Source organism: Streptomyces sp. NPDC045026 (assembly GCF_056432625.1).
In genome coordinates this window covers 16,836-34,738 of the sequence record NZ_JBWKIS010000005.1, presented here as the reverse complement: position 1 = coordinate 34,738, position 17,903 = coordinate 16,836, and the positions used below count along the sequence as shown (strand labels likewise).

Below are 17,903 nucleotides of genomic sequence, written 5' to 3'. Positions count from 1 at the left end.
CCTGGGCCGTCAGGCCCGGCCGCATACCCTCTTACCCATGAGCCCGCGCCCTCCGTCCCGCCCCGTGGGAACGGTCACACGCGGGACCACCAACCCCAATCGCCTGCGCCGCATGGACCGCTGGATCGCGGCCACGCACGGCGCCGCCCTGCGCCGTGCCACCCATCCCGTCGCCGTCGACCTCGGTTACGGCGCCGCACCCTGGACCGCGGTCGAACTGCTGCAGCGCCTGCGCACCGTGGCGCCGCGCACGTGCGTGGTGGGCATCGAGATCGAGCCCGCGCGCGTCGCCGCCGCCCTCCCCTACGAACGGGAAGGCCTCACCTTCCGGCACGGCGGCTTCGAGGTACCCCTCCCCCACGATCCGCTCCTGATCAGGGCCGCGAACGTGCTGCGTCAGTACGACGAGGACCAGGTCGCCGACGTCTGGCGGCGGCTCACCGCACGGCTCGCGCCCGGCGGACTCCTGGTCGAGGGGACCTGCGACGAGATCGGCCGGCGCCACGTGTGGGTGGCACTCGGGCCGGAGGGCCCGCGCACGGTCACCTTCGCGACCCGCCTCGGCTCCCTCGACCGCCCCTCCGACCTCGCCGAGCGCCTGCCCAAGGCTCTGATCCACCGCAACGTGCCGGGCGAGCCGGTCCACGCGTTCCTGCGCGACTTCGACCGCGCCTGGGCGGCGGCCGCCCCCTACGCCTCGTACGGGGCGCGGCAGCGGTGGATCCGGACGGCGCGGGCGCTGAGCGCGGACTGGCCGGTCCTCGACCGGCCCTCGCGGTGGCGGCAGGGGGAAGTGACGGTCGCCTGGGAGGCGTTGGCGCCACGGGGCTGACGGACCGCGGGGAACGATCTCCGGATGCCGTACGTCAGACGGTGCGGGACAGGGGCGTACGGGGCTGAGGGGGCGGGCCGGGAGTGGACAGGGAGTTGTTGCCCGGCTCTGTCACATTCGGCGCCGCCATGGCACCATCCCCAGGGCATCCGTAAGTTACTGACGGTAAATCAGTTTTGGTGGGCAGTCACTGCCGGCTTGGGGGCGGAGCGCGATGAGCAAGCGGAGGACGACAGTCATGGCGGCCGTGGCGCTGGTCAGCGCGATGACCGTACTGACGGCGCCGGGCGCCGCGTACGCGAGTCCCGCACGGCCCGCGCCGCCGTCAACGGCCGACAGAGGCAAGGACCTCGAGGCGGTCCGCGCCCAGCTCGACGGGCTCTACCACGACGCGGCCGTCGCCACGGACGCGTACAACGCGGCCGAGGAGAAGGCCGAGAAGCAGTCGGGACAGATCGTCCAGCTGGCCAAGGACATCGTCGCCGGCCAGAAGAAGCTGGACCGCCTGAAGTCCCGCGCGGGCGCGGCGGCCCGCCAGCAGTACCGCGACGGCGGGCTGCCGCCGGAGGCGCAGCTGATGCTCTCGGACGACCCCTCGCGGTTCCTGGACGGCGCGGACCGGATGCGGCAGGGGCAGCACGCCACCAAGGGGCTCATGGGCGAGATGACCCGGACGCAGGAGGACCTGCAGACGTACGCCCAGGACGCCACGCGGAACTGGAAGAAGCTCGAGGCCAACCGCAAGGAGAAGGCCCGAGCGAAGAAGAAGATCAAGAGCAGGATCGCGGCCGCCGAGAAGATCGAGTCACAGCTGGAGAAGGAAGAGCGCGAGCGCCTGAAGAAGCTGGAGCAGCAGGCCGAGTACAAGGCGCAGACGGCCTGGCTCAGCTCGGGGGTCCTCAAGGACATCAAGGGCAACGCGTCGGCGCGGGGCAAGAAGGCGGTCGCGTTCGCCACCGGCGAGATCGGCAAGCCCTACGTGTGGGGCGCCGAGGGCCCCGACTCGTACGACTGCTCGGGCCTGACCTCGCAGGCCTGGTCGGCGGCCGGGCGGCCGATCCCGCGGACCTCGCAGGAGCAGTGGAAGCAGCTCAAGCACATCGGCATCAAGGACATGCGCCCCGGCGACCTGATCATTTACCACGACGACGCCAGCCACGTCGGGATGTACATAGGGGACGGCGCGATCGTGCACGCCCCCCGGCCCGGCCGGAACGTCACGATCGCGGGCGCGGGCTCGATGGCGATCCTCGGGGTCGTCCGCCCGGACGCGTGAGCCATGAAGCCGGATGCGTGAGCTATGAGCCGGAATGTCATCCGGTGACCTGCACCACGTGACCCACGGCACTGAAACGGCTCCGGTTGCAGCCCTGACACGTGACCTTCGTCATCCCCGAAACCCCTGCCGGGGGCGCTGGCGTGCCCAATTGCGTTAGCTGACACGGCATATGACAGTGGCGGTTTGCCTCGCACCATTCCGTTGCGGCGCCGCCTACCGCTAAGGTCCACCGTCGGTGGTGCGACGATCCTTCGCTCCACCACGCCCTCGGGGGGAGGGAAGGAACCGAGCGATGCCCGTACCCGTACCGCGGCAGAGAGCGATCCCGGCCGTGGAAGGTGGTCAGGCTCCGACTGTGCCGACACCGCCCGTCATGCTGCCCCGGCAGCCCACGGCCTCCGGCGCCCAGAGCGGCGGAGGTGGCCCTCTGACGCTCCTCGTCATCGAGGACGACCCCACCGCGTCCCTCGGCGTGCCCGAACTGACCGACTCGGCGGGCAAGCCGATCCGCGTCCGTACCGCCCGCAACCTCACCGAGGCCGAGCGGCTCCTCACCGACGACGTCCACTGCATCCTGCTCGACCTCGCCCTGCCCGCGCCCGGCGCCGGCACGGACGCCGACGAGCTGGAGACCCTCCGGCACGTCCTGCGGCTCGCGCCGCGCCACGCCGTCCTCGCCCTCACCGCGTCCGGCGACGCGGAGCGCGGCGCCGAGGCCGTGCGCGTCGGCGCCCAGGACTATCTGTTCCGCGACGAGCTGGACGGCCGCCTCCTGGGCCGCGCCGTCCGCTACGCCGTCGAGCGCAGGCGCGCCGACGTCGCCCAGCGCAAGCTCGCCGAGTCCCGGCTGCGCGCCCAGGAGAACGCCCGCCTGGAGCGCGGACTGCTCCCGACGCCACTCCTGGACGGCTCCCCGCTGCGCTTCGCGGCCCGCTACCGCCCCGGCCGCTCCCGCGCGCTGCTCGGCGGCGACTTCTACGACGCCGTCCGCACGCCCGACGGCACGGTGCACGCGATGATCGGCGACGTCTGCGGACACGGCCCCGACGAGGCCGCGCTCGGCGTCGAGCTGCGCATCGCCTGGCGGGCGTTGACGTTCGCCGGACTGTGCGGCGACGAACTGCTCTCCACGCTCCAGCAGGTCCTCGAACACGAGCGGGCGGACGACGAGATCTTCGCGACGCTGTGCACGGTCGACATCTCCCCCGACGGCCGCCGCGCCGGCCTGTGCCTGGCCGGTCACCCGTCGCCGCTGATCTCCCGCCCCACGTACACCCGCGTCCCCGGATCCGCCCGCACCCCCGGAACGCCGACGGCCGAGCTGCTCCCGTACGAGGACAACGGACCGGCCCTCGGACTGCTGCCGCGCGCCCGCTGGCCGCGCCGGCAGGTGGAGCTCGGACCGACGTGGAGCCTGATGCTCTACACGGACGGCCTGATCGAGGGACGGGTCGGCGACGGCAAGCAGCGCCTGGGCCAGGACGGCATGGTGGACATGGTGCGCCGCGGGCTCGCGGAGGGGCTGCGCGGCGAGGAACTCATCGACGCGACGGTGAACGAGGCCCGCGACCTCAACGGCGGCGACCTCACGGACGACGTGGCCGTCGTCCTCCTGGACCGGGGGAACTAGCTCCTGGACGGGGGGCGCTGACCGCGCCCCCATCAGAGGTCCGGAGGGCTCAGCTCAGAGGTCCGGAGGGTTCAGCGCCCGCCGTTGTACGGCCCGTACGGACCGTCGCTGCTGGAGCCGCCGCCACGGCGGCCCCGGCCGCCGCCCGACACCTGCTGGAGCGCGGGCCGCACGTCCACGAAGAAGACGATCGTCGCGACGAGCCCCGCGAGCTGGAGGAACAGCATCGGGACGAGCAGATTCACGGCGACGGCGATCCCGAGGATGATCAGCCAGAACATCTTGTTCTGCTTGTCCGCCGCGCGGAACGCGTCCTCGCGCGAGAACGCGGCCATCACCAGAGCAACCACCGCGAGCACGAGCATGGCGGTGTAGAGCAGCCACATCAAGCCGCCGAAAGCCGACATCAGCACAACGCCCACCACCCGAGTCAGGTCAGTTCTACGCGGCCACCGTACCCGGTGAACGGGCCGGACACTCGGTAAGTGCCCGGCCCGCGCCTCGGTACGCTTCGTACCGCTTCCGTCACCTCACCCTGCCGCTACTTCGCGGAGGGCGCGGTCTTCTTCGCGGTCGTCGTCTTCCTGACCGGGGCCTTCTTCGCCGCCACCGGCTTCTTGGCGGAGGCGTCGGCCGGACCGGACTTCGCGGCGGCCGGCTCGTCGGCCACGGAGACGGGCTCCGCGTCGGGCTCGACGGCCTCGGCGACCTCGAGGATCTCGCCGGCCGCCTCACCACGCCAGGCCCGCACGGTCTCCTCGCCGTGCTCGGCGACCTTCTCGTACGTCTCGCGGGCCTTGACGGCGTACTCGGCGGCGACGCCGACACCGCGCAGGGCGAGGTCCTGAGCGGTCTCGCCGATCTTCTTCAGGTCGGTGTCGAGCGAGCCGAGCACCTCGGTGACCTTGGACTGGATGACCGCCTGGGCCTCCTTGGCGCGGCCGGCCGCCTTCTCCTGGACGTCCTTCGGGTCGGTGTTGCGTACGGCCTCGAACCGGGCCGGGGCCTCGGCACGCAGCTGCTCCACGATGCCGGGCACCTTCTTCGCCTGCTGGTAGGCGAGCTCGGCCGTGCCGGCGGCGAAGTAGAGGGGGGTCGGGTTGCTGAGGGTCTTGCGCAGGTCGTCGGTGATGGCCATGGCGTGGTCCTCCCGGATCACATCGGCTTCAGCTTGAGGGTTCGGCACCGCTGCCCCCGGCCGTGCGGGGGCCGTCGGCGGGGTGTTCCTGACTGTCGTGCTGTACCTCGGTCCCGTTCTCTTTCCTGAAGGACTCGTAGATCTGCAACAGCACTTGTTTCTGGCGCTCGTTGAGCGAGGGGTCGGCGAGGATGACGGCGCGCGTCTCCACCTCTTCCCGCTCCCGCTCCGCATCGAGGATCCCGGCCCGCACGTACAGCGTCTCGGCGGAGATCCGCAGGGCCTTGGCGACCTGCTGGAGGACCTCCGCGCTCGGCTTGCGAAGACCGCGCTCGATCTGGCTCAGATACGGATTGGACACCCCGGCGGCATCGGCGAGCTGCCTGAGCGAGAGCTGCGCACTGCGGCGCTGCTCGCGCAGGTACTCACCGAGATTACCGACGTTGAGCGATGCCATGTTTCGATAGTGCCTCGACCTTGCTAACTATTGCAAGCGCCTGCTTGCAAAAGTGCGCCACGCCACCCGGAAGGCGGCGAGCCCGGCATGATCCGGACGAGAGGCGCTAGGCCGTGCCCTGGACGCGAGGACCCGTCTCCGGTTCCCCGCCGAGGCCTTGGCCGTCAGGGCCTTGGCCGTCTGAGATCTGGCCGTCAGAGATCCGGCCGTCAGGGAGTTGGGAGTCGAGGACTCGGCCGTCGAGGACTCGGCCGTCGAGGACCCGGGCGTTTCCCACGGGCCCGTTCCTGACCGGGCGGGTGAGGATCTTGGCGACGCACGCGGGTATGACCGCGCCCGGGTCGTGACTGCGGGCCCGGTACGCGCTCGGGGTCTCGCCGACCAGTTCCGTGAAGCGCGAGCTGAACGACCCCAGCGACGTACAGCCGACCTCGAAGCAGACCTCCGTCACGCTCAGATCACCCCGGCGCAGCAGCGCCTTGGCCCGCTCGACACGGCGGGTCATCAGGTAGCTGTACGGGGTCTCGCCGAAGGCGGCCCGGAAGCTGCGGGAGAAATGTCCGGGCGACATGAGGGAGGCGCGCGCGAGCGCCGGGACGTCGAGGGGCTGCGCGTAGTCGCGGTCCATCATGTCCCGGGCCCGGCGCAGCCGTACGAGGTCATCGAGCGTCACGCTGCCAGCGTACGGCCGGGCCCCGGTCCCCGTACGGCCACTGGCCGCACCACCCGCAAAGCCACGACTGCGCAACCGCGACAGATAATCCGCAACGGATCGAATTGGCTACCCTTGCACCCATGACCTCCATGGCGCCCACCCGCACCGAACCGGACCTCTCCTTCCTGCTCGACCGCACCAGCCATGTGCTGCGCACGCAGATGGCGGCGGCCCTCTCCGAGATCGGCCTCACGGCCCGGATGCACTGCGTACTGGTGCACGCCCTGGAGGAGGAGCGCACCCAGGCGCAGCTCGCGGAGATCGGCGACATGGACAAGACCACGATGGTGGTGACGGTCGACGCCCTGGAGAAGGCGGGTCTCGCCGAGCGCCGCCCGTCCGCACGGGACCGGCGTGCGCGGATCATCGCGGTCACGGAGAAGGGTGCGCGGGTCGCCGCGGAGAGCCAGGCGATCGCCGACCGCGTCCACGAGGAGGCGCTCGGCTCGCTCCCCGAGGCGGAGCGCGAGGTTCTGCTGCGCGCACTGAATCGCCTGGTCGACGACCACCTGGCCACCCCGTCGGAAACCCCGCGTCCGGCGGCCAGGAGGGCACGCCAGCGCTAGCGCCCCGACCCCCACTTTCCCCCGCCCCCACCCAGGCATGCATCCGTAAAAGATAGTCTGCAACAAAACTATCTGCTACGGTCATTCTCGTCGGCCCGCAGCGGCTCCCGCCGCGGCCCTTTGACAGGAGATGACCGTAAATGCCTGCCGTTTCCGCACCCCTGCGCGCCCGTCCCTCTCTCCTCACCCCCCAGCGCTCCCGGTGGCCGGCCCTCGGCGTCCTGGCCACGGGGATGCTGATGACGGTCCTCGACGGCAGCATCGTGACCGTGGCGATGCCGGCCATCCAGAGCGATCTGGGGTTCACCCCGGCCGGCCTCAGCTGGGTCGTCAACGCCTACCTGATCGCGTTCGGCAGTCTGCTGCTGCTCGCGGGGCGGCTGGGCGACCTCGTCGGACGTAAGCGGCTGTTCCTCGTGGGCACGGCCGTCTTCACCGCGGCCTCGCTCCTGGCGGGCGCGGCCACGGGCCCCGCGGTCCTGATCGCCGCGAGGTTCCTCCAGGGCGTCGGCAGCGCACTGGCGTCCGCCGTCAGCCTCGGCATCCTCGTCACGCTGTTCACCGAACCCCGCGAACGCGCCAAGGCCATCGCCGTGTTCAGCTTCACCGGCGCCGCCGGGGCCTCGATCGGGCAGGTCCTGGGCGGAGTGCTCACCGACGCGCTCAGCTGGCACTGGATCTTCTTCATCAACCTGCCGATCGGGCTCGCGGCCCTCGCGGTCGCCGTGCCCGCCCTGCCCCGTGACCGCGGCCTCGGGATCAGGGCCGGCGCCGACACGGCCGGCGCGCTGCTCGTCACCGCCGGACTGATGCTCGGGATCTACTCCGTCATCAAGGTCGAGGAGTACGGCTGGACTTCGGCGCGCACGCTCGGGACCGGGGCCGTCGCCGCGCTCCTGCTCGCCGGGTTCTTCGTCCGGCAGGCCAGGGCCCGTACGCCGCTCATGCCGCTGCGGATCCTGCGCTCGCGCAGCGTCGCCGGGGCCAACCTGGTCCAGATGCTGATGGTCGCCGCGCTCTTCTCCTTCCAGATCCTGGTCGCCCTCTACCTGCAGAAGGTCCTCGGCTACGGCGCCGCGGAGACCGGCCTCGCCATGCTCCCCGCGGCCGCCGTCATCGGCGCGGTCTCCCTCGGCGTCTCCGCCCGCCTCAATGCCCGCTTCGGCGAACGGAACGTGCTGCTGACCGGGATCGCGCTCCTGATCGGCGTGCTCGGACTCCTCGCCCGCGTCCCCGTCCATGCGCACTACGCCACCGACATCCTCCCGGTGATGTTCCTCGCGGCCGGTTTCGGCCTCGCCCTGCCCGCGCTGACGTCGCTCGGCATGTCCGGGGCGAGCGAGGCCGACGCCGGGCTCGCCTCCGGCCTCTTCAACACCACCCAGCAGATCGGCATGGCCGTGGGCGTCGCCGTGCTCTCCACGCTCGCCGCGTCCCGCACCCGCTCGCTCACCGCACACGGCGCCACCCGCGCCGAGGCCCTCACCAGCGGCTACCACCTCGCCTTCACGGTCGGTACGGGGCTGCTCGTCGCCGCGTTCGTGATCGCTTACGTGGTGCTGCGCAGGCCCCGTACGACGGCCTGATCAGGGCCATCCGCCCACCACCTCAACACCCCCCACCGACGGAGGCGTCATGACAGCGAAGAGTGGCCCCGCACCCCGGATCCTCACCGACAAGGAACTCCAACTGCTGCTTTCCCGCAGCCAGTTCGGAACGCTGGCGAGTGTCCGGCGCACCGGGCACCCTCACCTGTCCACCGTGCTCTACCACTGGAGCCCCGAGGAGCGCGTCGTGCGCGTCTCCACCACGGCCGACCGGCTCAAGGCCCGCCACCTTCGGAGCGATCCGCATGCCGCGCTGCACGTCAGCGGCCCCGACGTGTGGTCCTTCGCGGTCGCCGAGGGCGAGGCCGAGGTGTCGGGCGTGACGGCCTCGCCCGGGGACGCCGTCGGACGCGAACTGCTCGCCATGACGCCGGGGTTCGACGACCCGGGGCAGGAGGCGGAGTTCCTTGCGCAGCTGGTCGAGGAAGGCCGCGTGGTGATCAGGCTCCGCGTCTCCCGCCTCTACGGGACGGCCCTCGACATCCCGAAGTGAGCGGGCGGCTCAGGGTGCCGCAGGGAACGGCAGCGGCCTGCTGTGCACGATGTCGAGGCGGGAGACGGCGCGGGTCAGGACGACGTACAGCCGGTGCAGGCCGCGGCGCTCGGCCTCGGCCACGGCGGCCGGCTCGACGGCGACGACATGGTCGTACTCGAGGCCCTTGGCGACGGACGCCCCGAGGACGGTCACGCGCGCCCGCGGATCATCCGGCCCGCTCACCTCAATACCCTTATTCGTCAAGGCAGTTCGCAGCAGCAGCACCGTCTCGTCGTCGGCCGCGACGACGCCCACCGACCCCTCGTGCGCCAGCGCCTCGCGCACGGCGTCGACGGTCTCCGCGACGACGTCCTCGGCCTGACGGATCCTCAGCTCGCCGTCCTGGCGGAGGGAACGGGCGGGCGGCACGTCCACGTCGAGGAGGGAGAGGAGGCGGTTGGTGAGGGCGACGACCGCGCCGGGGACCCGGAACCCCGTGGTCAGGGGCGCGACCAGGGCGTCGGGCTTGCCGAGGTGGCCGAGCAGCTCGCCCCAGGTGCGGGCCGCCCACGGGGTGGTGCCCTGCGCGAGGTCGCCCAGGACGGTGAGCGAACCGTACGCGGCGCGCCGCGCGATCGACCGGGCCTGCATCGGGGAGAGGTCCTGGGCCTCGTCGATGACGATGTGCCCGTAGCCGGCGGGGTGTTCGAGGAGCCCGGCGACCTCGTCGAGGAGGACGCGATCGGCCGCCGACCAGGAGGCCGAACGCACGGAGCGCGGGGGCTTCGCCCACAGGATGGCCCGCTGCTCGCCGGCGTCCAGGATCCCGTCCGCCGCGGCGGCGAGCGCGTCCGCGTCGCCGAGGAGCCCGGCCACGACCTCCTCCGGCCGCACCCGGGGCCACACCGCGTCGACGTACGCGCTCATCGGCCGCGCCCTGCCGACCTTCTGCAGCCAGAGGTTGTTCACCGGCCCCGACCTGCGCTCGGCCTGCTCCTGAAGGTGGCGCACGGCCCGGCTGCGTACGCGCTCCCGCCCGATCGCGTACGGGGGCTCCTCCTCCCGTACGGCCGCCACGATCCGCGCGAGCACACCGGCCGGCACCCGCCAGCGGTACGAACCGTCCGCGATGGCAAGGGAGTCGGCGGCGGCCTCGGGCCGCACGCGCGAGTAGAGGGCGCGGTGCAGGACGTCGGCCATGCGGGCGTCGTGCTTCACGGCGGCCGCGGCCTCGGCGTCCTCGTACGTCCGTGCCCTGGCCACCGCCGTGCTGCTCTCCTCCACGAGGATCTCCTCGATGGTGGACTGCCGCACCCCGCTCTCGCCGAGCGCGGGCAGCACCTCGGAGATGTAGGTGAGGAAGGTGCGGTTGGGCCCGAGGATCAGGAGTCCCCCGCGCTGGACGCGCTGGGGGTGGGTGTAGAGGAGGTACGCGGCCCGGTGCAGACCGACCGCCGTCTTGCCGGTGCCGGGGGCGCCCTGCACGCAGACGGACGTGGCGAGACCGGCGCGGACGAGGTCGTCCTGGTCGGGCTGGATGGTTGCGGCGATGTCGCGCATGGGGCCAACGCGGGGGCGCTCGATCTCGCGGGCGACGATGCGGCTGCCCGCACCGGAGGGGTGGGCGGGAGCAGACCCGCTCTCCGCCGTGAGCCACTCGTCCTCCAGGCCCGTCAGATCGGCGGAGTCGCCCTTGCTGGCGGGGGCCCATCCGAAGCGGCGCCGGACCGCGACGCCTTGCGGTTCCTGGGGTCCGGCCTGGTAGAAGGCGCGTGAGACGGGGGCGCGCCAGTCGACGACGAGCGGCGGGGCGGCCGGGTGTTCGACTACGCGGCGCCGCCCGACGTGGTAGCTCTGCCCGGCGTGGTCCCCGTCCCCGTCCGCGAAGTCGAGGCGCCCGAAGAACAGCGGGACCTCGGGCAGCTCGTGCAGTTCCTTGGCCTTGGAGCGCAGCTGGTACCCGAGCACTTCGGCGTCGGCCCCGGAGGCGGAGGCGTTCTCGCCGATGACGACCTGTTCGTCGGCGCCTTCGATCATCGCGGCGAGGGCGGCGCGGCAGAGGTCGTGGTGGTGGCGTTCCTGGACGAGGGCACGGAGATCGGCGGAGTCGGTCACCGAACGAGAATAACGTAACCGAGTAACATTTTTTACTCGTCTTCAGAATGACTGAGCGCCCCGAGCCCGCCGCCCAACTGCCGAAACCCCAGCTCAGCGGCCTCCACCGCATCCGGCCACACCGCGTCGGCGCTCTCGCCCGCGGCGATCCGCCGCCAGTTCTCCATGGCGAGAACCCGCTGCACGGCAAAGATCTGCCCGGCCCCGAGCGCCGCCCCGACCCCTTCCCCGAGCGCGCCCGCCAGGATCTTCTCCGACCGTTCCTGATACCCGTAGGCCCGCGCGACCAGCGAAGGGGTGCCGTAGAGCAGTCGGTGAAAGGCGAGCACCGCGGGGTGGTCGTTCAGCCCGGTCACCGGGTCGCGCCGCTCCAGCCCGTCGAGAAAGTGCGCCCGCAGCGCGGCGAGCGGCGTCACGCCGTCACCCCGCCCGGCCACGACGCACGCGGCCTCGTCCTCGTGATCGGCGAATCGGTGCAGGACCAGGTCCTCCTTGGTGGGGAAGTACCGGAACAGGGTCGGCTTGGAGATCTCGACGGCGGCCGCCACCTCGGCGACGGACACCTTGTCGAACCCCTTCTCCAGAAACAGCCCGATGGCCGCCTCGGAGATCGCCTGATACATCCGCCGCTTCTTCCGCTCGCGGAGGCCCATCTCACCGGTCTCGCCACTCATGGGCGAAAGGGTACGCAGGGCGGGTGTCAGGCGGCGGGCGCCCTTCGCCAGGAGGGCGCCGGCGCCAGAAACCACAGATCGTCGAAGTGCTTGATCCAGCGGTCGACATCCGTGTTGTCCGCCGTGGCACCGTCACGGGTCCAGACATTCAGGTCCGTGTTGTAACCCTTGGGGTCATAGAAACCGGGGTCGGAGCTGTTCAGCACCGTGCGAGCCACCACGTTGTAGAGGCCGTGAAGCACCTGCTCCCGGTTGAAGATGCAGATCTTGTCCCGCGGGATGCCTGAATAGACCCGGTACTCACACTCGACCGTCATCCGGCCCAAAGCTGTGAGGCGTGCGGCGAGACCGCCCAGTATCTGGTCGTACTCATGAACCTGCCGTTCCAGACGTCTGCGGAACTCCGGATCGTCCACCGGCGCCCCGCCCTGCCCCACCCGCGCGGGCACCGTCATCGGCTGCCCGAAATCCGGAACCAGCACCCTGACAGTGACCCGCCTGGTCGGGCCGGGGTCCTCCAGCAACCCCTCGAGCCGGTGGTAGAGCTCGTTGTAGAGCGTCTCTCCCGTGTAGCCGAGAAAACTGATCTCGACCTTCCTGGCGCGGAACGCCTCGCTCACATATCCGCCGAGCTTCCGCGAGTTCACAAGGCTGCGCACAGGCAGCGAGACCGACGAGGACAGATCCTTCAACGCGTCATAGAGGACATACGCCACAAGGCTGAGCAGAGCCCCACCGAGATACGACTTGCCCTCCAGCGCGTCCCCCACCGGCTTCACGAACTGGGCGACCAGCGCCGTGACCGCGATCCCGAGCAGCAGAACCCGCGTGACCAAGGCTTCGAGGCGCACCTGATAGCGCCGCAGCGCTCGGATGACACCCCTCTCGGACGTGCCGCTGCCCCCGTCGGACATACGTGACCCCCTCAAGTCAGCGGCCACCAAGGGCCGTTCACGCTCCGGTGGATACCTCGTAGTCGCCGGACGCCATGGTCTCCGCTCGGCAACAGCCGGACAAGACGGCCGTGTGGCGTTACGGAGCCGGCGGGCTCTTCGCCCTGACCCTGCTCAGCCCCGCAACACCCGCAGCACCGGTTCCATCGACTCGACCAGCAGCTTTGCCCCGGCCCACCTCAGCGCCTTCTCCTTGCGTTCATTACGGGCGTAGCCCAAGAACGGGATTCCCGCCGCGGTCGCCGCCTCGAAGTCCGAGGGGGCGTCGCCGATCAGCAGGGACGCTTCGGGGGGCGCGCCCAGGGCGCCGAGGGCGCGTTGCACGCAGTGCGGGTGGGGTTTCAGGAGGTGGAGGTCCTGGGTCCGGCCGTAGACGTGCGGGCCGAAGCAGTCCGTGAGGCCGCGTGTGTCCAGGTAACGGGACGCCGCCGCCGGGGAGTTGTTCGTCGTGATCGCCAGCTGCGCGCCCACCGCACTCCACGTCCTGATCAGCGGGTCCGCGTACTGCGTGGGCCACGCCGAGGCCACCGCCGTGAGCTCCTGCCGGGTGAGGCGCTCCTCCAGTTCGACGACCAGGTCACTGCCGGGGCGCCGACGGCCGACGGCGCGCAGGACGACGTGCGGGTCCGGATCCGCACGCTCCTCCTCGGTGAGCAGACCGTGCAGACCGCGTTCCTCGAGCCACCGCACCAGTTCGACGGCCACCCGCTCCGCGGAGTGCCCCGCGAAGAGCCGGCAGATCGGCCCGTCGAAGTCGAAGAGCACGAAGCGCGCCCTTTTGATCAGTTCGCGCAGTGGTTCCGTCGCTTCAGCCACCAGAACAGTCTGCTTCGCCGCATCTGAAGTCACTAGGAAAGTGTCAGGTCCGTGGTGATGGTTTCCCAGAGGGCGTCGAACCACTTCTGCGATTCCTCCACGAACGCCGTATCCCGCTGCCCGGCCCGCCTCTCGAACGAGAACAGGAGCGACTCCGTGCCGAGCGTGTCGTAGATGTCGAGCGTGCCGCTCTCGATCTCCTCCTCGCGCCGCGTGACCAGGTAGTACGAGAGGAGCGCCTCGTTCCCGTTGAGCAGGTAGAGCTTGACCGGCGGAGTGAAGGGCAGCGCGCGGAACGTGACCCGTACCTCGATGCCGTGCGAGGACCGCAGCGAGCGCAGGTTGTGGCGCAGAACCTGGCCCTGCGCGTTGCGCTGATCGAGCCAGCGCCGATGCACGAGGTCGCCCTCCCCGTCGCCGGCGCCCTCGACCGATACGGGGAAGGCGAGGGAGATGTCGCGGCTCGGCAGCAGGATGCGGACGTCAACCGAGTCGGGGCGTATACGGCCCTCGTGGATGAAGCTCAGCGGCTCGCCGAGCGCCAGCATCAGGGTCTCCGCGGTGAGGCAGACGGCGTCGATCCGCACCTGCGGCGCCGCGAACGCCTCGGACAGGCGCGGCGCCAGGCCGACCATCGTGCGCTGCGGTTCGTCGCGGGCCGGGGCGGCCTGCTCGGCGATCCTCGGCGGGCTGCCCTTGCTCACGTTGCTGAGCAGTCCGTCCTCCTGGAGGGCGCGCAGGGCCTGGCGTACGGCGCCGCGCTCCACGCCGAACTCCTCGGCCAGCTCCGCCTGCGTCGGCAGCCGCTCGCCCGCACGCAGCTCACCGGCGTCGATGCGATCCCGCAGGTCGTCGGCAATCTCCTGGGGTGAGGGCCTTCTGTCGTCGTTCGCCGCAACGCTCTCCTGGGTCACGCCCAAACGCTACAACTAGCCATCACTCGCGGGGAGTTGCTTTGCTCACGCCTCAGCACACCGCAGCACATGCGCCTCAGAAGATGTCCGGGCACCACGGGCGCCTGGACGTACGCAGCAGGGCGTCGGCAAGGGCGGCGGCGCCCGCCCTCTCCTCCCTGACGCGGCCGAGCGCCGCGAGCCGCACCGCGGACTCGTCGCCCAGCCACAGCGTCCCCAACTCGCTCACGTCCAGCGTGAGTTCGGGTTCCTCCGAGGTCGGTGCGCACACCGCGCCCCCGGGCTCCGCGTCCAGGCGGTAGCGGCCCCCGGAGAGGCCGGCCGCGTCGCCGACCTCGAGGACCAGCGATCCCGTTCCCGCGTACGTACGCGCCTCCAGGGCCCGTACGACGTCCAGGATCCGCACCCACAGCCAGTCCGCGTGCGTGACGACGCGGGCCGCGCGCGGGTCGGGCAGCAGGTGCGGCAGCAGGTCGTCCGGGGGCCGGTAGCCCGTGCGGACGGTCGCGATCCAGTCGGCCGAGCAAACGTAGTGCCACAGCGCGCGCTCGGCGGCCGGGGTGACGGCGATCAGGTCCCGCACGGTCGCCGTGTTGTGCGGCTGCTTGGTGTCGCCCCAGTTGTCGTCGACGGCGTAGACGACCAGGCCCTCGGCCTCGCCGTTCGGCGCGCGGTAGACCGCGTAGAAGGGCTCTTTCCAGGGCTCTTCGGGGGTTTCGAGGAGTCCGGTACTGCGGCGCCACCAGAACCCGTCGCGGTCGATGACTCCCGGCCGGCTCGCGCGCAGCCGCTCGTGCAGCTCCGGGCCCGTCTTGCGGACGTCCTCGCCGTCGACGAGATCGATACGGCCCCCGTCGTCCGGAACCGGGCGGCGCCGGTCGAGGCCGGCTCGCGGCACGTCCACCGCCCACTCGGTGAGCGACGTGGCGGGCCCGAAGCCGAACCGGCCGTAGATCGGGTACTCGGCGGCGATGAGCGTCGCGACGACGTCACCGCGGGCCTTCGCACCAGCCAGGTCGGCCGCCATCATCCGGCTCAGGAGGCCGCGCCGGCGATGCGTGGCGCTGACCGTGACGTTCGAGATCGCGTCGGCGGGGACGGCCGCGCCGCCCGGCACGGTGAGCTCCTGCGGGAACGAGCGGAACGTGGCGACGCAGCGCCCGCCGTCGAACGCGCCCAGGATCCGGGAGCCGCGCCCCTGCTCCCTGCGTCTTTCGAGGGTCTCCCGCGAGTCGGGGGTACTGCGCAGGAAGCCGGTGTTCAGCGCTCGGGACCAGTCGGCAAACTCGTCGTCCGTGATCAGCCGTACGTCGGTGTCGTCGCGGGTCATCCCGTCACGCTAAGCGGGGTCCGCTGGGCGGGGCCACCCGATTACCGCGGCCACCCGATTACCGGGGCCACCGATTACCGGGGCGACCCCGCCCGGGGTGGCGGCCCCGCCCCGGGTGGCGGCAGGGCCCTGGGTGGCGGCAGGGCCCTGGGTGGCGGCAGGGCCTAGAAGACCGCCCGGATCTCCCCCACGACGCCCCCGCCGCCGTGCAGCGGCGCCTCGCCGATGCGGGCCACGACCTCGCCGTCCACGCCCAGCATCCGCAGCGCGCGGGCCAGGACCGGGCCGAGCGCCCGCGTCCCGCCGTCGTCGATCTTGAAGGCGAGCGCCCGTCCGTCCGGGAGCGCCACGGCCTGGACCGCTTCCGCGCCCATCTTCGACAGGACGCCCGGCACCTCGCGCATCAGCCAGGTGTCGGGGCGGCGCGTACCCGCGACGTACTCGGGGTGGGTGCGCATCGCGTCGGCGACCCGGCGCTCCGCCGAGCCCTCGGGGGCGAGCACGAAGTGGCGGAAGGCGCGGGCGAGGCCGGTGAGGCTGATCGCCATCAGGGGCGCCCCGCAGCCGTCCGTACCGACCGCGGCGACGGGCTCGCCCGCGGCCTCCTCCACCACCTCGTGGATGAGGCGCTGGAGCGGGTGCTCGGGGTCGAGGTACGACTCCTTGGGCCAGCCGTTCGCGTCACAGGCGGCCAGCATCGCCGCGTGCTTGCCGGAGCAGTTCATCGTGACCCTGTCCCGTACGGCGCCCGCCGCCAGGTACGTCTCGGTCTCGACGGGGTCGAGCGGCAGATCGGGCGGGCACTGGAGTTCGGCCGCGGTCAGCTCGTGCTCGGCCAGCATCTTCTGGACGAGATCGCGGTGGAAGGTCTCACCGGAGTGGCTCGCGGCGGCGAGCGCGAGCCGCTCGCCCGACAGGTCTAGGCCCGCGCGCAGCACGCCGGCCGCCTGCATCGGCTTGTTCGACGAGCGGGGGAAGACGGGAGCGGTCACGTCGCCCAGGGCGAGCTCCACGGTCCCGTCCGCGGCCAGCACGACCAGGCTGCCTCGGTGATGGCCCTCGACGAAGCCGGAACGGACGACCTCGGCGAGGACCGGGGGTATGGCGGCGGCGGAGGAGGGGGACATCGGTGGCCTTCCGGGGCGGGTCCATGGCGGGCCATGGACAGACCCGCCCCGCAGCGGGCCACCGGGATCACCGGTGCGGCCGCGTCACGCGAGCAGGTCGTCTACTTGTGCTTCGCCTTCACGGTACCTGCGGGCGATCTCGGCGCTGCAATCGTCGGCGGTCGACTGGAGCAGGTGACGGCGGCGCGAGACCTGCTGCTCGTAGCGCACGAGGCGGCCCATCGCCGTGTCCAGCTCATCGTCCGTTCGGGCGTCCAGGTCCGACAGCTCGACCTCGGCGAGCATCTCGGCGGCGAGGCCCCGGTACTCCTCGCTGCGGGGCGTGCCGAGGGTGACGTGACGGGCGGAGGAGCGGTGCCGGGCGGCCTTGTCGGTGAGGATCTCGGAGAGCCGGTCCACGACCGGCGCCTCGGGGTCCCTGCGGCGCGCCACCTCGGCCCGCAGGATGTCGATACGGCCCTGGAGCAGCCGTCGTACGTAGCTCAGGTCGGCCTCGTCCTGCTGGGCCTCGCGGCGCAGCGTCCGCAGCTCGGGGAACCGCAGCGCGGACAGGTCGTGCGCGGGCGGCTGTGGCAGCTCGGGGCTGCCGACCCGCTGCGTGGGCGGGCGCGTCGTGCTGAGGCGGTTCGTACCGGTGATGCGACTGGCGTGCGTCAACGAAACGGGCGCCCCTGGAGGCTGCCCGATGCTCGATGTGTGGCTCATTGCGTCCCTACCGTCCCCTCGACCGGACCGACGCGGTGCACCGCGTAGAGGCATCGTGCCACTCGAAGTGGCCGCTCTGTGCACGAGTGCCCCTAATCCGCCCCGGATGGGCGGTTCGGGAGCACGGCATGATGGTCCGTATGCGTGCAGTGGTGCAGAGGGTGGACGGCGCGGCCGTCGTGGTGGACGAAGAAGTGGTCGGCGAGATCAAGGGCGAGGGGCTGTGCGTCCTCGTGGGGGTCACGCACGAGGACACCAAGGAGAAGGCAGCCCAACTGGCCCGCAAACTCTGGTCCGTACGGATGCTCGCCGACGAGAAGTCGTGCAGCGACATCGACGCCCCGCTCCTGGTGATCAGCCAGTTCACGCTCTACGGGGACGCCCGTAAGGGCCGCCGCCCCACCTGGAACGCGGCGGCGCCCGGACCGGTGGCCGAGCCGCTGGTCGACGAGGTCGTCGCGCAGCTGCGGGCCCTGGGGGCAACCGTGGCGACGGGCCGGTTCGGGGCGCAGATGCGGGTGTCCCTGACGAACGACGGCCCGTTCACGGTGCTTCTGGAGATGTAGCCGG

At 71.6% G+C, this 17,903-nt stretch carries 18 protein-coding genes and 1 pseudogene; 7 read left to right on the top strand and 12 right to left on the bottom strand.

The window, feature by feature from the left end; genetic code table 11:
* Positions 1-37: 37 nt before the first annotated feature.
* The 3 genes from AC07EJ_RS13265 (at position 38) to AC07EJ_RS13255 (ending at position 3,741) form a co-directional block, all read left to right on the top strand.
* Positions 38-832 carry a class I SAM-dependent methyltransferase gene (locus AC07EJ_RS13265; protein ID WP_389480708.1) on the top strand — a complete coding sequence of 265 codons (795 nt, stop codon included), beginning with the start codon at positions 38-40 and terminating at the stop codon, positions 830-832.
* A 214-nt stretch (positions 833-1,046) separates the two neighbouring features.
* Complete coding sequence (locus AC07EJ_RS13260) at positions 1,047-2,108, top strand: C40 family peptidase (protein WP_389480709.1); 1,062 nt, start codon at positions 1,047-1,049, stop codon at positions 2,106-2,108.
* A 376-nt stretch (positions 2,109-2,484) separates the two neighbouring features.
* The gene (locus tag AC07EJ_RS13255; protein WP_389480869.1) at positions 2,485-3,741 is read left to right on the top strand and encodes a PP2C family protein-serine/threonine phosphatase; all 1,257 of its coding nucleotides are present in this window, start codon (positions 2,485-2,487) and stop codon (positions 3,739-3,741) included.
* Between the two features lie 71 nt (positions 3,742-3,812).
* Here AC07EJ_RS13255 and AC07EJ_RS13250 read toward each other — a convergent pair whose 3' ends face one another.
* The 4 genes and pseudogenes from AC07EJ_RS13250 to AC07EJ_RS13235 all read right to left on the bottom strand — a co-directional run.
* A complete protein-coding gene (locus AC07EJ_RS13250) occupies positions 3,813-4,154 on the bottom strand; it encodes a DUF2516 family protein (RefSeq protein WP_116512297.1) in 342 nt (113 codons plus the stop codon).
* Positions 4,155-4,282: 128 nt separating this feature from the next.
* On the bottom strand, positions 4,283-4,879 hold the full coding sequence (locus tag AC07EJ_RS13245; protein ID WP_389480710.1) for a hypothetical protein: 597 nt from the start codon (positions 4,877-4,879) through the stop codon (positions 4,283-4,285).
* A gap of 28 nt (positions 4,880-4,907) precedes the next feature.
* Positions 4,908-5,336, bottom strand: coding sequence for a helix-turn-helix domain-containing protein (locus tag AC07EJ_RS13240; protein ID WP_383882142.1), 429 nt, complete (start codon positions 5,334-5,336; stop codon positions 4,908-4,910).
* A gap of 276 nt (positions 5,337-5,612) precedes the next feature.
* A pseudogene (locus AC07EJ_RS13235) lies at positions 5,613-6,009 on the bottom strand (helix-turn-helix domain-containing protein); the annotation flags it as partial.
* 122 nt (positions 6,010-6,131) lie between these two features.
* Between AC07EJ_RS13235 and AC07EJ_RS13230 the strand changes: the two are divergent.
* The 3 genes from AC07EJ_RS13230 to AC07EJ_RS13220 all read left to right on the top strand — a co-directional run bounded on the left by AC07EJ_RS13230 (position 6,132) and on the right by AC07EJ_RS13220 (position 8,717).
* Positions 6,132-6,617 (top strand): MarR family winged helix-turn-helix transcriptional regulator, encoded by a 486-nt coding sequence (locus AC07EJ_RS13230; RefSeq protein ID WP_393586604.1) that lies wholly within the window; start codon positions 6,132-6,134, stop codon positions 6,615-6,617.
* A 140-nt stretch (positions 6,618-6,757) separates the two neighbouring features.
* Positions 6,758-8,203 (top strand): MFS transporter, encoded by a 1,446-nt coding sequence (locus tag AC07EJ_RS13225; RefSeq protein ID WP_393586602.1) that lies wholly within the window; start codon positions 6,758-6,760, stop codon positions 8,201-8,203.
* A 49-nt stretch (positions 8,204-8,252) separates the two neighbouring features.
* Entirely contained in the window at positions 8,253-8,717 is a 465-nt protein-coding gene (locus AC07EJ_RS13220) for a PPOX class F420-dependent oxidoreductase (RefSeq protein WP_389480715.1), read from the top strand.
* Between the two features lie 9 nt (positions 8,718-8,726).
* Here the strand turns inward: AC07EJ_RS13220 and AC07EJ_RS13215 are convergent, their stop codons facing one another.
* The 8 genes from AC07EJ_RS13215 to AC07EJ_RS13180 form a co-directional block, all read right to left on the bottom strand.
* On the bottom strand, positions 8,727-10,814 hold the full coding sequence (locus AC07EJ_RS13215) for a HelD family protein (protein WP_478884278.1): 2,088 nt from the start codon (positions 10,812-10,814) through the stop codon (positions 8,727-8,729).
* Positions 10,815-10,846: 32 nt separating this feature from the next.
* Positions 10,847-11,488, bottom strand: a complete 642-nt coding sequence (locus AC07EJ_RS13210; protein ID WP_478884277.1) for a TetR/AcrR family transcriptional regulator — start codon at positions 11,486-11,488, stop codon at positions 10,847-10,849.
* A gap of 26 nt (positions 11,489-11,514) precedes the next feature.
* The gene (locus AC07EJ_RS13205; protein WP_389480720.1) at positions 11,515-12,402 is read right to left on the bottom strand and encodes a hypothetical protein; all 888 of its coding nucleotides are present in this window, start codon (positions 12,400-12,402) and stop codon (positions 11,515-11,517) included.
* A gap of 153 nt (positions 12,403-12,555) precedes the next feature.
* Complete coding sequence (locus AC07EJ_RS13200; protein WP_478884276.1) at positions 12,556-13,341, bottom strand: HAD family hydrolase; 786 nt, start codon at positions 13,339-13,341, stop codon at positions 12,556-12,558.
* Positions 13,290-14,177: a GntR family transcriptional regulator gene (locus AC07EJ_RS13195; RefSeq protein ID WP_478884275.1), complete on the bottom strand. Its 888-nt coding sequence runs from the start codon at positions 14,175-14,177 to the stop codon at positions 13,290-13,292. Before AC07EJ_RS13195 ends, AC07EJ_RS13200 begins: the two co-directional genes overlap by 52 nt.
* A 70-nt stretch (positions 14,178-14,247) precedes the next feature.
* Positions 14,248-15,501: a GNAT family N-acetyltransferase gene (locus AC07EJ_RS13190; RefSeq protein WP_389480728.1), complete on the bottom strand. Its 1,254-nt coding sequence runs from the start codon at positions 15,499-15,501 to the stop codon at positions 14,248-14,250.
* Positions 15,502-15,665: 164 nt separating this feature from the next.
* A complete protein-coding gene (locus AC07EJ_RS13185; RefSeq protein ID WP_389480730.1) occupies positions 15,666-16,628 on the bottom strand; it encodes an asparaginase in 963 nt (320 codons plus the stop codon).
* 84 nt (positions 16,629-16,712) lie between these two features.
* Positions 16,713-17,333 (bottom strand): RsiG family protein, encoded by a 621-nt coding sequence (locus AC07EJ_RS13180; RefSeq protein ID WP_389480732.1) that lies wholly within the window; start codon positions 17,331-17,333, stop codon positions 16,713-16,715.
* 140 nt (positions 17,334-17,473) lie between these two features.
* Here AC07EJ_RS13180 and dtd point away from each other — a divergent pair, with 140 nt between their 5' ends.
* Positions 17,474-17,899, top strand: coding sequence for a D-aminoacyl-tRNA deacylase (gene dtd, locus AC07EJ_RS13175; RefSeq protein ID WP_389480734.1), 426 nt, complete (start codon positions 17,474-17,476; stop codon positions 17,897-17,899).
* Positions 17,900-17,903 lie beyond the last annotated feature (4 nt).

Coding starts and splice junctions, on each gene's coding strand:
- AC07EJ_RS13265 (WP_389480708.1), top strand. CDS start 38: ATGAGCCCGCGCCCTCCGTCCCGCCCCGTGGGAACGGTCACACGCGGG.
- AC07EJ_RS13260 (WP_389480709.1), top strand. CDS start 1,047: ATGAGCAAGCGGAGGACGACAGTCATGGCGGCCGTGGCGCTGGTCAGC.
- AC07EJ_RS13255 (WP_389480869.1), top strand. CDS start 2,485: ATGCTGCCCCGGCAGCCCACGGCCTCCGGCGCCCAGAGCGGCGGAGGT.
- AC07EJ_RS13245 (WP_389480710.1), bottom strand. CDS start 4,879: ATGGCCATCACCGACGACCTGCGCAAGACCCTCAGCAACCCGACCCCC.
- AC07EJ_RS13240 (WP_383882142.1), bottom strand. CDS start 5,336: ATGGCATCGCTCAACGTCGGTAATCTCGGTGAGTACCTGCGCGAGCAG.
- AC07EJ_RS13230 (WP_393586604.1), top strand. CDS start 6,132: ATGACCTCCATGGCGCCCACCCGCACCGAACCGGACCTCTCCTTCCTG.
- AC07EJ_RS13225 (WP_393586602.1), top strand. CDS start 6,758: ATGCCTGCCGTTTCCGCACCCCTGCGCGCCCGTCCCTCTCTCCTCACC.
- AC07EJ_RS13220 (WP_389480715.1), top strand. CDS start 8,253: ATGACAGCGAAGAGTGGCCCCGCACCCCGGATCCTCACCGACAAGGAA.
- AC07EJ_RS13210 (WP_478884277.1), bottom strand. CDS start 11,488: ATGAGTGGCGAGACCGGTGAGATGGGCCTCCGCGAGCGGAAGAAGCGG.
- AC07EJ_RS13205 (WP_389480720.1), bottom strand. CDS start 12,402: ATGTCCGACGGGGGCAGCGGCACGTCCGAGAGGGGTGTCATCCGAGCG.
- AC07EJ_RS13190 (WP_389480728.1), bottom strand. CDS start 15,501: ATGACCCGCGACGACACCGACGTACGGCTGATCACGGACGACGAGTTT.
- AC07EJ_RS13185 (WP_389480730.1), bottom strand. CDS start 16,628: ATGTCCCCCTCCTCCGCCGCCGCCATACCCCCGGTCCTCGCCGAGGTC.
- AC07EJ_RS13180 (WP_389480732.1), bottom strand. CDS start 17,333: ATGAGCCACACATCGAGCATCGGGCAGCCTCCAGGGGCGCCCGTTTCG.
- dtd (WP_389480734.1), top strand. CDS start 17,474: ATGCGTGCAGTGGTGCAGAGGGTGGACGGCGCGGCCGTCGTGGTGGAC.